Origin of the sequence: Oceanicaulis sp. (assembly GCF_965249665.1) — a bacterium.
Classification (GTDB): Bacteria; Pseudomonadota; Alphaproteobacteria; order Caulobacterales; family Maricaulaceae; genus Oceanicaulis.
The window spans coordinates 1889551-1905097 of the sequence record NZ_OZ252247.1; the positions used below are offsets into that span (position 1 = coordinate 1889551).

Consider the following 15547-nt stretch of genomic DNA (forward strand, 5'->3'; position numbering starts at 1 on the left):
AACGCCATGACCAAAGCTGAACGCCGCGCTGCGCTGGACGCGCTGGCGCTGAACCGCATTCTGATCCTGGACGGCGCCATGGGCACCCAGATCCAGACGCTGAAACTGGACGAGGCGGGCTATCGCGGCGAGCGGTTTGCCGACTGGTCCTGCCCGATCCAGGGCAATAACGACATCCTTAACCTGTCCATGCCGGACGCCGTGCGCGCGATCCACAAACAGTATTTCGATGCAGGCGCCGACATGGTGGAGACCAATACCTTCTCCGCCACCTCGATCGCCCAAGCGGACTACAAAATGGAAGGTCTCGCCGCAGAGATCGCGCGCGAGGGCGCGCGTCTGGCGCGAGAAGCGGCGGATGAAGCCGAAGCTGAAACCGGCTCGCCCAAGGCGGTGCTGGGCGCGATCGGGCCGACCAACAAAACCTTGTCGCTGTCTCCCAATGTGGAAGATCCCGGCTTTCGCGAAGTGACTTTTGATCAGGTCCGCGACGCCTATGCCGAGCAGGTTCTGGCCATGGCCGAGCATGTGGACTTCTTCCTGATCGAGACGATTTTTGACACGCTGAACGCCAAGGCGGCGATCAAGGCGATCCTCGATCTGCGCAATGAGGGCCGGATCGATGCGGACCTGCCGATCATCCTGTCGGGGACGATTACGGATGCCTCGGGGCGCACCCTGTCGGGCCAGACCACCGAAGCGTTTTACAACTCCATCCGTCACGCCAATCCCTGGGCGGTGGGACTGAACTGTGCGCTGGGCGGCAAACAATTGCGGCCCTATGTGGCGGAACTGGCGCGTGTGGCGGAATGCCTTGTGCTGGCTTATCCCAATGCGGGCCTGCCCAACGCCTTTGGCGAATATGACGAGACGCCGGACGAGACCGCAGCCTTTATCGGGGACTGGGCGCAATCCGGCCTGATCAATATTGCGGGCGGCTGCTGCGGCACCACGCCGGATCATATCGCCGCAATTGCGCGCGACGCCAAAACCGGTCAGCCTCGCACCCGCAGCGACCATAAAGGGGCGATGCGCCTGTCGGGTCTTGAACCGTTTGAGCTGGCCTGAGGAGTGTAAATGACTGACGGCTCACCCTCGCGCGCGATTTTCGTCAATGTGGGCGAACGCACAAACGTCACCGGCTCGGCGAAATTCCGCAAGCTGATCAAGGCGGGGGATTACGCCGCCGCGCTTGATGTGGCGCGTCAGCAGGTGGACGCGGGCGCCCAGGTCATTGACGTGAACATGGATGAGGGCTTGCTGGATTCAAAGCAGGCCATGACGACCTTCCTCAATCTGATCGCGGCGGAGCCTGACATCGCTCGCGTGCCGATCATGATCGACAGCTCCAAGTGGGAGGTGATCGAGGCGGGCCTGAAATGCGTGCAGGGCAAGGCCATCGTCAACTCGATCTCCCTGAAAGAAGGCGAGGCCGAGTTCCTCAAGCATGCTCAGGCGTGCAAGGATTATGGCGCCGCTGTCGTCGTGATGGCGTTTGATGAAGAGGGCCAGGCCGACACCGCCGAACGCAAGATCGAAATCTGTGACCGCGCCTACAGGACGCTGGTCGATCAGGTCGGCTTTGATCCCAACGACATCATCTTTGATCCCAATATTTTCGCGGTGGCCACAGGGATTGAGGAGCACAATAATTACGCGGTGGACTTCATTGAAGCCACCCGGTGGATCCGCCAGAACCTGCCCGGCTGTCACGTTTCGGGCGGATTATCGAACGTCTCTTTTTCCTTCCGCGGCAACGAACCTGTGCGCCGGGCCATGCACTCGGTCTTCCTCTATCACGCCATCAAGGCGGGGATGGATATGGGGATCGTCAACGCAGGCCAGCTCGACATTTATGACGCGATTGACGCCGAGCTGCGCGAGCTGGTCGAGGATGTCATCCTCAACCGCCGCGACGACGCGACCGAGCGGCTTCTGGACGCCGCCGAGCGCTATAAGGGCACAGGCGAAGCGGCGCAGAAGGAAGATGAAGCCTGGCGCAGCGCCCCGGTGGAGGAGCGCCTCAAGCATGCGCTCGTCAAGGGCATCGACGCTTATGTGGTGGAAGACACCGAAGAAGCCCGCCAGGCCGCTGAACGTCCGCTGCATGTGATTGAAGGCCCGCTGATGGCGGGCATGAATGTGGTGGGCGACCTGTTCGGCGAGGGCAAGATGTTCCTGCCCCAGGTCGTGAAATCCGCCCGTGTGATGAAAAAGGCCGTCGCCTATCTCTTCCCGTTCATGGAGGAGGAGCGGCTCGCCAGCGGCGCAGAGGAAGAGGCCGCCGGCAAGATCATCATGGCCACCGTGAAGGGCGATGTGCACGATATCGGCAAGAATATCGTGGGCGTCGTGCTGCAATGTAATGGCTATGACGTCGTGGATCTGGGCGTGATGGTGCCGGCCGAAAAGATCCTCGAAACGGCGCGCGAAGAGAAGGCGGATATTATCGGCCTGTCCGGTCTGATCACGCCGTCATTGGACGAAATGGTGCATGTGGCCTCCGAGATGCAGCGCCAGGGCTTTGACCTGCCGTTGATGATCGGCGGCGCCACGACCTCGCCCGCCCATACAGCGGTGAAGATTGAGCCTGCGTATTCAAAGGCGCCGATCATCCACGCCACCGACGCCAGTCGGGCGGTGGGGATTGTCTCGCGCCTGTTGTCCCAGGAGGAGCGTCAGCCGCTTTGGGATGAAGTGTCCGCCCGCTACGCCAAGATCCGCGAGACCCGGGCGCGCACCCAGGGAAGCCGTGAACGCGTCAGCCTGGACGCCGCCCGCGCCAACAGCTTTGACGCGGATGCGAGCGGGTATCAGCCCGTCGCGCCGCAAAAGACAGGGCTGACCACGATTGACGATGTGCGTTTGGCGGATCTGGTCGACTATATCGACTGGACGCCGTTCTTCTTCTCCTGGGAGCTCAAGGGCAGCTATCCCGCCATCCTGGACGACCCGAACCGCGGCGAGGCGGCGCGCAATCTGTTTGAGGACGCGCAGGCCATGCTCAAGACCATGGTCGCCGAAGACTGGCTCAAGCCACGCGGCGTTGTGGGCTTGTGGCCCGCAAGGCGTGACGGAGATGACGTGATCGTCTTTTCCGATGAGGATCGCAGCGCTGAGGCGGGCCGTTTCTTTGGTCTGCGCCAGCAATCGAAGAAAGACGGCGACAAGCCTAACTTCTCCATCACGGATTTCGTTTCGGCCACGCAGGACGACTGGATCGGCGGTTTCGCCGTGACGGCCGGTGAGGGTGAGCAGGCCATCATTGACCGCTTCAAGGCGCAAAATGACGATTATTCCGAGATCCTGTTCAAATCGCTCTCGGACCGGTTCGCGGAAGCCTTCGCGGAATACCTGCACCAGCGTGTACGCCGCTCGATCTGGGGTTATGCGTCTGATGAGACGCTGTCCAATGAAGAGCTGATCAAGGAAGCCTATTCGGGCATCCGCCCGGCTCCGGGCTATCCCGCCCAGCCTGACCACACTGAAAAAGACCTGTTGTTCAAACTGCTCGAAGCGCCTGAGCGCACCGGCATCACGCTGACTGAAAGCTGGGCGATGAGCCCGGCCTCCTCGGTGTCGGGGCTCTATCTTGCCCATCCTGACAGCGTCTATTTCGCGGTAGGCCGGATCGCGAAGGATCAGGTCGAGGATTACGCTGAACGCAAGGGCTGGACCCTTAAGCGCGCCGAAAAAGAACTCGCCCCGGTGCTGGGCTATGAGCCCGATGCGGACGCCGTGGCGGCGGCGGAAGCGGCGGAGTAAACCGCCGCTTCCCTCGTCTTACTCGGCGTTTCCATCCGCGACATGAACGTCCGGGCCCCGCGGAACCACACCGGTCGGATTGATCATGTCGTGGCTCTCGTAATAGTGCCGCTTGGCGTGATCGAGATTGAACAGTTCGCCAATCCCGTGCCCGGTGTGCAGGCGGCGGGCATAGGCGTTGATCTTCGGATAGTCGATCAGGCGCTTGAGATTGGTCTTGAAGTGGCCGTGATAGACCGGATCAAACCGCACCAGCGTGGTGTAGAGCCGCCAGTCGGCTTCAGTGACATCCTCTCCCATCAGATAGGCGCGCCCGTCTGACAACCGGTCCTCGACCCAATCGAGCGCGGCGAACAGCGTCGTCACCGCCTCTTCATAGGCGTCCTGGGTGGTGGCGAAGCCCGATTTGTAAACGCCGTTATTGATCTCGTCATAGACGCGGGCGTTCACCGCATCGATCTCTTCACGCAGCGCTTGCGGGTAGTAATCGCCCGGCTTGGCGCCGACATCGTCAAAGGCGGAGTTGAACATGCGGATAATGTCCGCGCTTTCATTGGAAACGATGGTGTTGGTTTGCTTGTCCCATAAAACAGGCACGGTGACGCGACCTGAATAGTCAGATTTGGCGGCGGTGTAGACCTGGTGCATGTAGTCGGCGCCATGGATCGGGTCGGCAATGACGCCGGGGCCGTCTTTGAAAGTCCAGCCATTCTCCCGCATCAGCCAGTGCACGACTGATACATCGATCATGTCTTCAAGGCCCTTCAGGCGCCGGAAGATCAAGGTGCGGTGCGCCCAGGGGCAGGCGAGGGAGACATAAAGATGGTAGCGGCCCGGCTCGGCCTTGAACCCGGCTTCGCCGGTTGGGCCGGCTGAGCCATCTGCGGTCACCCAGTTGCGAAATATCGCTTCAGAGCGTTTGAACCGTCCGCCGGTGGATTTGGTGTCATACCATTTGTCGTGCCACACGCCGTCTACAAGCAATCCCATGGTGGGCTCTCTCCTGTGTTGCGCCCCTGCATTCCTGATCCGACGTGTCAGCTGGCGCGTCGGCCTGATCTCGCGTCAGATCTGCTTGGGTGCAGAACATGGCGACCCGTTGGATCGAAAACGAGGGCGGTTTCAGACAAGGCAGCGTTTCCAAATCGCGAATAATCAGCGCTTGCGTCACCCCGTGATGGACGAAACACTAAGAGCCATGTAACGCATCGCCTTTCCGTTCTTACTGGAGGTCCTCGCTGCATGACTGATGAGCCGTTCGTCCTGGGCTGGGAAGAATGGGCCTCGTTTTCGGGGCTCGCCCTTCCGGCGATTAAAGCCAAAGTGGATACAGGGGCGAAGACGAGCGCCTTACATGCCGTTGCGATTGAGCCGTTTGGACCTGACGATAATCCTCAGGTTCGCTTTGTCATGCATCCCATTCCCGACCAGCCTGATCTGGAAGTGGTGTGCGCGGCGCCAGCGGTGGACCGGCGTGAAGTCACCTCGTCAAACGGCGAGACAGAGCTGCGCTGGGTGATTGAAGCCAATGTCACAATCGGCGAGCGCACCTGGCCCATCGAGGTCACCCTGACCAATCGGGAAAACATGGCCTATCGCATGCTGCTGGGGCGGACGGCGATTCTTGACGACATGGTGGTCAGCCCCACTCAGTCGTGCGCGCAAAAAGAGCTCAGCTATGATCTGTATCAGCACTTGCCGCGCAGCAAGCCGGTGCACCGGCCCTTGCGGATCGCCATCCTGACGCGCGAGCCGAAAAACTATTCCTCCCAGCGCCTGAAGGAAGCCGCCGAAGCGCAAGGCCATGTGGCGGAGATGATCAACACGGCGCGTTGCACCATGGCGATCAATGCGCTGTCACCGGCGATCTATTATGATGGCCGCCGCCTGCCGCGCTATGACGCGGTCATTCCGCGCATTGGCGCTTCGATGACCAATTACGGCATGGCGGTGCTGCGCCAGTTCGCGATGACCGGCGCCTATATTCTCAACACGCCTGAATCTATCGGGGCCAGCCGCGACAAGCTCTATGCGCATCAGGTGCTGGCGAGCGCCGGCATCGGCATGCCGACGACCGCCTTTGCGCACTCGCCGAAAGACACCAAGAACCTGATCGAGCATGTGGGCGGCGCCCCTTTGGTTGTGAAGCTTCTGGAAAGCACGCAGGGGCGCGGCGTGATCCTGGCGGAAACGGGCAAGGCGGCGGAATCCGTGATCGACGCCTTCCGGGGGCTCGACGCCAACTTCATCGTTCAGGATTTCGTCAAGGAAGCCTCGGGCGTCGATATTCGCTGCTTCGTCATCGGCAACAAGGTGGTGGCGGCCATGAAGCGCGAGGCGCAGCCGGGCGAGTTCCGATCCAACCTGCACCGGGGTGGTCAGGCGAGCCGGGTGCGCATTTCAAAAGAAGAGCGCTCGGCGGCCGTAAAAGCGGCGCGAGCGCTCGGTCTGTCCGTGGCGGGGGTGGATCTATTGCGCTCGGATGAAGGCCCGAAAGTGCTTGAGGTGAATTCGTCACCCGGCATTGAAGGCATCGAGAAGTCCAGTGGTAAGGACGTGGCCGAGATCATCATCGACCATATCGAATCCCATGTGCGCGCATTGCGTCGTCCGCCAGTCCGCCGCCGCAAGGGCAAGGCTGCACCGAACGCGGCTGCGGACTAGCAGACGAAAAAGCCCTTGCGTTCGCGGGGGAGGGGGACGAAACGCCAGGGCTGACCGGGTTACTGACCCGGCATGATCACGCTGTCGATGACGTGTACGACGCCATTGGAGGCGTCGACGTCTGCAGCGATCACAGAGGCGCCGTCGACCGTGACAGAGCCGTCAGCGGCCACGACGACGTTCACGGTGTCGCCCTGCAGAGTGGTCAGGTCATAGGCGCCGGGCGCAGTGCCGGCGGCCATGTATTCACCCTGAACCACGTGATAGGTCAGGATCGAGGTCAGCTGATCGCGGTTTTCCGGCTGCAGCAATGCGTTGAGGGTGTCTGAGCCCACAGCGGCGAACGCGTCATTGGTCGGCGCGAAGACGGTGAAAGGGCCGTCCCCGGACAGTGCGTCGACCAGCTCGGCGGTCTGCAGCGCGGTCACCAGCGTGGAGAAGCTGTCATCGCTGGTGGCGATCGCCACGATGGACGGCTGGCTGGCATGATGGTCTTTGGTCATTTTGGGGGCGGAAGCAGCGCCGGCGTCGATCGCCAGGGCCGGGGCGGCGAGGGCGGCGCTCAGAGCGACGGCGGTCAGAGCAGTGAAAGTACGCATGTCTGTCTCCCATAAGGGGGTGAGGATCAAACCTGCGGGCGGTTGGCCGACAGGCATTCCAGTCGCGCTGGAACACCCATGGTTACGCAGCGCTTGCGGCGCTGGATCAATCTTAACGCAATTTAATCTTTATCGAGAGGGGACAAACCTGGAGGCTGCGGGCGCTGGGCGTCGCGTTAGGCGCTGCTCTCTGGCGGCAGTGGCGCAAAATACGCATCCAGTCCGCCCTCCAGATTGGCGAGCCATGTGACGCCCTGATGGTTTCGCAACCCCGCGTCCGCGCTGAGGGTTTCAGGCGTGATGACTTTCAGCGGCCAGTCTGGGAACAGAGCCGCTTCGCCATGCGCGATGTCCAGAATGGAGAATTCTTCGTTGCGCCGATCATCCCAGATGCATTCAAGGATGGATCGGACAGCCTTGGGCGGGCCTTCGAGCGCATGCAGGACGCGTCTCCCATTCATCAAGAAGGCGGAAGTCACGTCCACATCACGATTATGCGCCTCGCTGCTTTTGAGCAATGAGTCGATTTCCGCTACGCCGAGATCGGCGCGCAGCATGCTGCGGTATGCGACTCGGAACACCCAAGTCTCCTGATGGAATCCTTCAAACTTGTTAGGAACTTATGGAAGTCGGCGAGTGAAAAAAGCCGAATTCACCACGGTGAACGCATTTAGTGTAACCATAAGCAGTTTTATACGTATACATCTTGGGAATTGAATGGCTTAGGCTCCGGCTCCACCGCCGCCCGGCGTCAGGATTTCCAGGCTCTCGCCCGCTTCGACATCGAGCCTGAACAATGCATCCAGGTCTTGGCGTGTTCCGTCCTTGCGCAACAGGGCCTGTGCGCCTGTTGCGCCGGGTGACCCGCCGTTCAGGCCGGCGGGGTGCTCGGTCCGTCGACCAGACAAGAGGGCTGCCTGCATGGGCTCCAGAAACAGTATGCGTCGCACCGATCCGTCTCCGCCTTTGAATGCGCCATCGCCGCCGGAGCCGTGGCGCACCGCGTGCTCCAGCAGGCGCACCGGATAGCGCGCTTCCAACACTTCAGGATCGGTCAGGCGCGAATTGGTCATGTGCGTGTGTACGGCGCTGGCTCCGGAAAACCCGGATCCGTTGGCGCCATAGCCTGCGCCTGCGCCGCCGCAGATCGTCTCGTAATACTGCCGGGTCTCATCACCAAAAGTGAAATTGTTCATGCTGCCCTGGGCGCAGGCCATCCGGCCTGTCGCCATGAACAGGGCGTCCACCACGAGCTGGCTGGTCTCTACATTGCCGGCCACCACAGCGGCGGGCGGGACGGGATTGAGCAGGCTGCCTTCGGGTACGATCAAGGTGATGGGTTTCAGGCAGCCCTCATTGAGCGGGATGGCGTCATCCACAAGGCACCGCAGCACATAGAGCACCGCCGCGCGCGTCACCGCGCTCGGGGCGTTGAAATTGCTGGGGCGCTGGTCGCTGGTGCCCGTGAAGTCGATCACGGCGGTGCGGTCAGACTGATCCACGCTGATCTTCACACGAATGACCGCGCCGTCTTCAAGCCGCATCTCTGCTTCGCCATCTGACAGCGCTTCGATCACACGGCGCACGGCGCGTTCGGCGTTGTCCTGCACATGGCCCATATAGGCGCGGACCACAGATGTGCCGTCCTGATCATTGAGCTTGCGAAGCTCGGCTGCGCCCTTGGCGCAAGCGGCGAGCTGGGCCTTGAGGTCGGCGATGTTCTGATCGGGATTGCGGGCGGGATAGGCGCCGGACGCCAGAACCTCGCGCACAGCCTGTTCGTCGAACCGGCCGTCATGAAGGATCCTGACGCTGTCAAAGATCACGCCCTCTTCATGGATGGTCTTGGAGAAGGGCGGCATGGAGCCCGGCGCAATGCCGCCGATATCGGCATGGTGACCCCGCGACGCCACATAGAACATGCGCGCGCCGGTCTCGTCGCAGACCGGCTGGATCACCGTCACATCGGGCAGGTGCGTGCCGCCATTATAGGGCGCGTTTACTGCGACCGCATCGCCGGGGCCGAGATCGGGATGCGCTTCGACCGCGGCGCGCACGCTGGCCGACATCGAGCCCAGATGCACCGGCATATGCGGCGCGTTGGCGACCAGGCCGCCTTCAGCGTCAAACACCGCGCAGGAAAAATCGAGGCGTTCCTTGATGTTCACCGAATGCGCCGTGCGTTCGAGCACCACGCCCATCTGTTCGGCGATGGACATGAAACGGCGATTGAACAGCTCCAGCCGGATCGGATCGAGCGCGGTGTCGCCCGCCTGAAGCGGGGCTGCGGCCTCGTGGGTCAAAACCAGCATACCGTCCGCCAGCCGGTCGGCGCGCCAGCCCGGGTCGAGCACGATGGTCTGGTTGGCGTCCATGATCAGCGCCGGCCCTGACAGGCGCGCCTCGGCGCCCAGATTCTCAAGCTCAAAGACCGGCACGCTCAGGCTTTCGCCCATGCTGTGCATCGCGGCCTCGGCGCGCGGTGAAGGCGCACCGCTCTGAGGGGGCAGATCGGCTCCGGCGCGCGGCGCGCCCGCGGGGGCGCCTTCCGCATCTGCGGCGGCGGAATCAAGGATCAGCACGGCGTCATCGGGCGTGAAGCCGAAGAGCTGGCTGTGCGCGGCGTCAAAGTCTGAGCGCATGCTCGCTTCATCGGACCAGGCCACGGGCAGGGCGGTGTCAGAGCCCTGAACCCGGATGCGCACTTCTTTTGCGACCGAAATATCTCGCGCACTCTGGTCTTTCAGTGATTGCAGCGCTTCCCTCTCGAGAGCCTCCAGCGTGCGTTCTGCGGTTTCAAGTCCGGCTGCGTCAAAAGCGATTTCAAGGCCCGCCTGCCGTGTGTCGCGCAAAGGCGCCAAGCCGATTCCGTAAGCGGACAGCAGGCCCGCCTTGGGGTGTATGAGCGCTGTGCGCATGCCCAAGGCCTCCGCCACCTTGCAAGCGTGCTGGCCGCCCGCGCCGCCAAAGGCGTTCAGCGCATAGCCGCGCGGATCGACGCCCTGGGCGGTCGAGATTTGTTTGATGGCGTCAGCCATGGCTTCGATGGCGACCGATAAAAACCCCTCGGCTGCGGCTTCAGGACTGTCGAGCCCCATCTTGTCCGCCAGCTCTCCCAGCGCGGTGCGCGCCGCTTGCACATCGAGCGGCTGGTCATGGTTCGGACCGAAGACTTTCGGAAACCAGTCCGGCTGAATGCGGCCCAGCACCACATTGGCGTCGGTCACCGCCGCCGGGCCGCCCCGGCCATAACAGGCCGGCCCCGGATCCGCGCCAGCGCTGCGCGGACCGACACGGGCGCGTTCGCCATCAAAGTCGAGCACCGAGCCGCCGCCCGCCGCGACGGTGTGCACGCTGAGCATGGGCGCGCGCAGCACGCGACCATCAAGGCTGGCCATGTCGGTGCGCGCATAGCTCTCGCCGTCAAAGCGGGACACATCGGTGGAGGTGCCGCCCATGTCAAAGCCGATGACCGTGTCATAACCCGCTGACTTCGCGGTGAGCGCCATGCCGACCACCCCGCCGGCGGGACCGGACAGGACCGCGTTGCGCGCCTTGAAATGTTTCGCGCTCGACAGGCCGCCGCCTGATTGCATGAAATAGAGCGGCGCCCCCTCAAGGCCCGTATCCACCCGGCCCACATAATCGCGCAGCACCGGCTCGAGATAGGCGTCGATCACCGCAGTCGAGGCGCGCGGCACGAGCTTGATGAGCGGGCTCGCTTCGCTGGACCGAGTGACATGGGAAAACCCGATCTCCTGGGCCAGCTTGGCGACGGCCTGTTCGTGGGCGTCATTCACATGGGCGTTCATGAAGGCGATGGCGACGCTGTCAAAGCCGTCTGCCCGCGCTTGCGCCAGCGCAGTCCTGGCGGCGTCCAGATCAAGCGCGGTCACCTCGTCTCCATGGGTTGAGAGGCGGCCCTCAATCTCCACTGTTCGCGCGGGCAGCGGCGTGGGCCGTTTAATGTCGAGGGCGAAGATATCGGGCCGGGTCTGGTCGCCGATGATCAGCAGGTCGCCGAAGCCGCGGGTGACCAGAAACAGGGTTTTCGCGCCGTCCAGCTCCAGAAGGGCGTTGGTGGCCACGGTCGTGCCCATTTTCACCGCAGTCAGAGCGCCCTGCGGCAGCGCGTCGCCGGCAGACACACCCAGCAAGCGCCGGACGCCTTCGGTGGCGGCGTCCTCATAGGCGTCTGAATTTGAGAGGAGTTTGAGCGCTTGCAGTTGGCCGTCGGGTGAGCGCCCGATCACATCGGTGAACGTGCCGCCGCGATCAATCCAGATTTCCCATTCAGCTTGGGCGGCGTCAGATCGGGTCACGCGATACTCCTTGGCGGCGAGTGTGTCGGCCTTTTGCTATGAACAGCACAGCTTGCCCGGACAGAGCAAGAATGTGGCCGCATACGCCGCCCCTGATCTGATGCGCGAAATCATGGCGTCAGCGGTCGCTTTTGGCTATTATTTCGCGGATGCAGCGTAGCTTTCCAACTCCACGCGGCCTGACCGGCGCTCCGATAAAGGAGGCAGGGGGATGAGCTTTTGGCGCAAGCTGGCCGACCTGATCACCGGGCAAAACGATCCGTTTGAGTGCCGGGGCGAGGATTGCCCCCCTGGGCGTGCGGTGGATGACGCGGAATTCGCCATGGCTCTGATCGGGCTGGGCGCGAAGATGGCGAAAGCTGACGGCGTGGTGACGCGCAATGAAGAGCGCGCCTTCCTGCAGGTGTTTCAGGCGCCGCCCGGTTTTGAAGTCTCGCTGCGCCGGGCTTTCGATCTCGCCAAGCAGACGACTTTGGGCTTTGACGGTTATGCGCGTCGGCTGGCGCGGCGGTTCAAGGACCATCCAGCGGTGCTGGAAGACGTTCTGGACGGCCTGTTTCATATCGCCAAGGCCGATGGACGCGTGACCCAGGATGAAGATGACTTTCTGTCGCGGGTGGCGGATGTGTTCGGCTTCACCGCGCGTGAGTATGACAGGATCCGCGTGGCGCATCTGGGCGCGCCTGAAGATGACCCGTATGTGATCCTGGGCATTGACCGGGACGCCGATGAGCAGGCGGTCAAGTCCGCCTATCGCAAGGTCGCCTCACAAAACCATCCCGACCGGCTTATCGCGCGCGGCGCGCCCGCCGAGATGCAGCGCATCGCTGTGGAGAAGATGGCGGTGATCAACGCCGCCTACGCTGCAATCACCCGCAAGCGTGATGTCAAAGGGCTGGGCGCTCCGGCTGAATGACAATTCTTTCACGCTTGAGGCTGTAGCATTGACCTGAGGCGTTGAACCCCCAAACTATAGTGAAGGCGGGGACGACTGACTCACCGTGGAGATATCGTGATGACGCACCAACAGACATATGACGCTCGCGGCCTGATGAGTGGATTGCGCGCGCTGATTGCAGGGCTGGCGGCTGTGGCGGTGATCGGTCTGGTCCTGGTGCTGGCGGCGTTTCTCACCATGGCGGCTTTTGTCGTTGCAGGACTCGCCGCGATTGGCGCTGCAGGCTACTGGGCGTATCGCAAAGTGGTCAAACGCTCTCGCAAACAGACAGACCGGACCGTGCTCGACGCGCATCGCGGCCCCCATGGCTGGACCGTGGACGGCGAAGACCAGCCACGCGGCGTCTAGCTTAGCTCAAGGGCGCGCCTGCCCGCGTCGCCCCGGCTAACATTCAGAAATTGATCGTGAGCGACACTCTGCTTGCGGGCGAGGGCGGGCTCGCTTAGAGCGAAGTCATGTCATTTCGCCACTTCGCCCTTCTCTTTGGTGTCTGCCTCGTCTGGGGACTCAATTTCGTCGTTGCGAAATGGTCCCTGTCCGGGACGCCGGTTCTGGTGGACGGCTTTGAGGGCAGCCCGCCCTTCTTCTTCGCTTTCCTGCGCTTCTTCCTGCTTTATGCGGTGCTGGGGCCGTGGCTGAGGCCCGTGCCGGCTCAAATGGGCGTGGTGATTGGCGCAGCGCTGACCATGGGCGCGATCCAGTTCGCGCTGTTGTTTGTCGGGCTGCGTTACGCCTCGCCCTCCGCTATCGCCATTGTGGTTCAGCTGGCGGTGCCCTTCACAACAGTTCTCTCCATCATCTTCCTCAAAGAACGGGTGCGCTGGATCCGGGGCAGCGGCATGGCGATCGCTTTCGCGGGCGCCGCGCTGGTCGTGCTCAAACCGGCCGAGTTTTCGTTCACTGCGGGACTCCTTGCCGGTGTGGGCGCCGCGTTCGCGGCGGCGGCGGGCTCCATCCTGGTAAAGAAGGCGGACATGTCCGCCATGTCGCTTCAGGCCTGGATCGGGCTGATATCCTGGCCGCCGCTCTTGGCCATGACGCTGTTGTTTGAGCGCGACCAGATCGCCGCGTCGCTGGAGGGCGGCTGGTGGTTTGTAGGATCGCTGGCCTTCACCGTCCTGTTGGTGAATATCTTCGGACATGGCTCGTTCTACTATCTGCTGCGCCGCTACGACGCGTCCCTCATTGCCCCTCTGACTCTGATGGGGCCGCTGATCGGCGTCATTCTGGGCGTGGTGCTGCTGGGCGATCCGGTCACCTGGCAATTGATTGTGGGCGGCGTGTTGGCGCTGGCCGGCGTTGGCGTGGTTGCGGCGCGGCGCGCCAAAACGGTGGACGCCACAACGCCCATGGCGCGTCCGCGCTAGCAGGAGTGACGCATGGCCGTGATCAAGCGCCCATCGCCCAATTTCAATGATCGCCGCCTGCCGCTGTCGATGCTGGTGTTGCACTATACCGGCATGGAGACCGCCGAGGCCGCGATCGAGCGGCTGTGCGATCCGGAGTTCTCAGTGAGCGCCCATTATGTGGTCGAGGAGGATGGCCGCATTGTCCAACTGGTGGCCGAAGACAAGCGCTCCTGGCACGCCGGCAAGGGCGTCTGGCGCGGCTGCAGCGACATCAACTCCGCCTCGATCGGCATCGAGATCGTCAATGGCGGTCATGATTTCGGCCTGCCCGAATATCCCGACACCCAGATCGAGGCGGTGCTGACGCTCTGTCAGGGCATTCTCGCGCGGCATGAGATCAAAGCGTGCGATGTGATCGGGCATTCCGATCTGGCGCCTGACAGAAAACAGGATCCGGGCGAGCAGTTTCCCTGGAAGCGCTTCGCCGAGGCGGGAGTCGGTCTGTGGCCGCAGGCTGTTGCCTCCGCCCTCTCGCCCTGCGCCCCTGATGATGAGGGAAAAGCCGTCACGACTTTGCGTCAGGCGCTCGTTGAGATTGGCTATGGCGTCGCGCCTTCTGGCGTTTATGACGAGTCGCTGAAAGCGGTCGTTCTGGCCTTTCAGCGTCGCTTCCGCCCGCAGCGTCTGAACGGTGTAGCGGATGAGCAGACCTGCGCCCTTATCGAAGGGCTGCGGCGAGATGTGACATCTGTCATCTCAAATGGGTGACGCCTGCAACCTGATCGTCGAGCGCGAACGAGGCAATCTGGGGACAACAAAGCAAAGGAGCTTGTCCCATGTTGTTCTCCCTCATCGCCGCCTTGGGCTCTGTCTCTGTCAGCGTCAGCACGCCGAACCCTGAAGGCGACATGTATGTTTCGATCTGCTCGGAAGACACTTTTCTGAGCGGTCGCTGCGAGCACGGCCAGCGTCGCGCCGCCAGCGCCGAGGATGTGTTTGTCTTTGAAGATATTCCCGCTGGCGACTGGGCGATCCAGGTTTGGCGCGATCCTGAGGGTGACGGCGAAATGCGGACCATGGCGTTCGGCATTCCGGCGGAGCCGGTGACCATCTCCAACGATCCGCCCATGAATTTCGGCCCGCCCCGCTTTTCTGATGCGGCCGTCACCATCACGGAGGGCGAGACCGAAATCGCCTTGTCGATCCGCTAACTCGACGCCCTCGCATTGTCGAAAACTGGCCGTCGCGCTTGACCGCGGCGGCCTTTTTCGTGATGGGATGGGAGATCAGAGGGCCGGGCGGCCGCTGCTGCGACAGGGGAAACCCTGCAGGAGAGGAAAGTCCGGGCTCCATGGAGGCAAGGCGCCGGGGAAATCCCGGCGGGCCGGTTTTCCGGCTTAGGGACAGCGCCGCAGAAATCAAACCGCCGCGTTTCGGCGCGGTAAGGGTGAAACGGTGGGGTAAGAGCCCACCGCCCCGACCGCAAGGAAGGGGGCACGGCAAGCCCCGCCTGGAGCAAGACCGAATAGGGACCCGCGTTTCGCTTCGGCGAGACAGACGCGCCTCCGCGTCGAGGTCCGGGTAGGTCGCTGGAGGCGTCGTGCAAGCGGCGTCCTAGAGGAATGGTCGCCCCCGGTCATCCTTAATGGGATGGCATGGGACAGAACCCGGCTTATAGGCCCTCTGATCTTGCTTTTTTGAGCGTTAGCACCGTCAAAGGTTAACGTCTCGGCTAATCTGTTCTCAATCTGTTCTTGTTTTCGGGGTCCATTTATCACGGGATTCTTAGTTCTCATGCGGTAAAGCGGGGTTCGCAACAGGTTAGGACCATTGTAACCCATGCTTTCCCATGTTATCCCATAGTTAACCCGCCATGATGGGGTGCGGGTG

At 62.5% G+C, this 15547-nt stretch carries 13 protein-coding genes and 1 other RNA gene; 10 read left to right on the forward strand and 4 right to left on the reverse strand.

Features of this window, described 5'->3' with window-relative positions; genetic code table 11:
- Positions 1-6 precede the first annotated feature (6 nt).
- Positions 7-1068 (forward strand): homocysteine S-methyltransferase family protein, encoded by a 1062-nt coding sequence (locus ACP154_RS09100; RefSeq protein WP_107712684.1) that lies wholly within the window; start codon positions 7-9, stop codon positions 1066-1068.
- Positions 1069-1077: 9 nt separating this feature from the next.
- Positions 1078-3765 (forward strand): methionine synthase, encoded by a 2688-nt coding sequence (gene metH, locus ACP154_RS09105; RefSeq protein WP_421859751.1) that lies wholly within the window; start codon positions 1078-1080, stop codon positions 3763-3765.
- A gap of 18 nt (positions 3766-3783) precedes the next feature.
- On the opposite strand, the gene ACP154_RS09110 is transcribed toward metH, so the two are convergent.
- Positions 3784-4755, reverse strand: a complete 972-nt coding sequence (locus ACP154_RS09110; RefSeq protein ID WP_421859750.1) for a glutathione S-transferase family protein — start codon at positions 4753-4755, stop codon at positions 3784-3786.
- 252 nt (positions 4756-5007) lie between these two features.
- On the opposite strand from ACP154_RS09110, the gene rimK reads away from it, so the two are divergent.
- Entirely contained in the window at positions 5008-6429 is a 1422-nt protein-coding gene (gene rimK / locus ACP154_RS09115; RefSeq protein WP_107712687.1) for a 30S ribosomal protein S6--L-glutamate ligase, read from the forward strand.
- 59 nt (positions 6430-6488) lie between these two features.
- On the opposite strand, the gene ACP154_RS09120 is transcribed toward rimK, so the two are convergent.
- The 3 genes from ACP154_RS09120 to ACP154_RS09130 form a co-directional block, all read right to left on the reverse strand.
- Entirely contained in the window at positions 6489-7028 is a 540-nt protein-coding gene (locus ACP154_RS09120) for a fasciclin domain-containing protein (protein WP_133725150.1), read from the reverse strand.
- 176 nt (positions 7029-7204) lie between these two features.
- Positions 7205-7609, reverse strand: a complete 405-nt coding sequence (locus tag ACP154_RS09125; RefSeq protein ID WP_133725151.1) for a BLUF domain-containing protein — start codon at positions 7607-7609, stop codon at positions 7205-7207.
- Positions 7610-7750: 141 nt separating this feature from the next.
- Positions 7751-11350 (reverse strand): hydantoinase B/oxoprolinase family protein, encoded by a 3600-nt coding sequence (locus tag ACP154_RS09130; protein WP_421859748.1) that lies wholly within the window; start codon positions 11348-11350, stop codon positions 7751-7753.
- A gap of 22 nt (positions 11351-11372) precedes the next feature.
- On the opposite strand from ACP154_RS09130, the gene ACP154_RS09135 reads away from it, so the two are divergent.
- The 7 genes from ACP154_RS09135 (at position 11373) to rnpB (ending at position 15348) form a co-directional block, all read left to right on the forward strand.
- On the forward strand, positions 11373-11510 hold the full coding sequence (locus ACP154_RS09135) for a hypothetical protein (protein ID WP_421859746.1): 138 nt from the start codon (positions 11373-11375) through the stop codon (positions 11508-11510).
- Positions 11511-11561: 51 nt separating this feature from the next.
- A complete protein-coding gene (locus ACP154_RS09140) occupies positions 11562-12266 on the forward strand; it encodes a molecular chaperone DjiA (RefSeq protein WP_107712691.1) in 705 nt (234 codons plus the stop codon).
- Between the two features lie 99 nt (positions 12267-12365).
- Positions 12366-12656 (forward strand): hypothetical protein, encoded by a 291-nt coding sequence (locus tag ACP154_RS09145; RefSeq protein WP_421859744.1) that lies wholly within the window; start codon positions 12366-12368, stop codon positions 12654-12656.
- Between the two features lie 107 nt (positions 12657-12763).
- The gene (locus tag ACP154_RS09150; RefSeq protein WP_133725154.1) at positions 12764-13675 is read left to right on the forward strand and encodes an EamA family transporter; all 912 of its coding nucleotides are present in this window, start codon (positions 12764-12766) and stop codon (positions 13673-13675) included.
- 12 nt (positions 13676-13687) lie between these two features.
- A complete protein-coding gene (locus ACP154_RS09155) occupies positions 13688-14425 on the forward strand; it encodes an N-acetylmuramoyl-L-alanine amidase (RefSeq protein WP_421859742.1) in 738 nt (245 codons plus the stop codon).
- A 68-nt stretch (positions 14426-14493) separates the two neighbouring features.
- Complete coding sequence (locus ACP154_RS09160) at positions 14494-14868, forward strand: DUF2141 domain-containing protein (protein ID WP_133725156.1); 375 nt, start codon at positions 14494-14496, stop codon at positions 14866-14868.
- 75 nt (positions 14869-14943) lie between these two features.
- An RNA gene (gene rnpB, locus ACP154_RS09165) (RNase P RNA component class A) lies at positions 14944-15348 on the forward strand.
- Positions 15349-15547 lie beyond the last annotated feature (199 nt).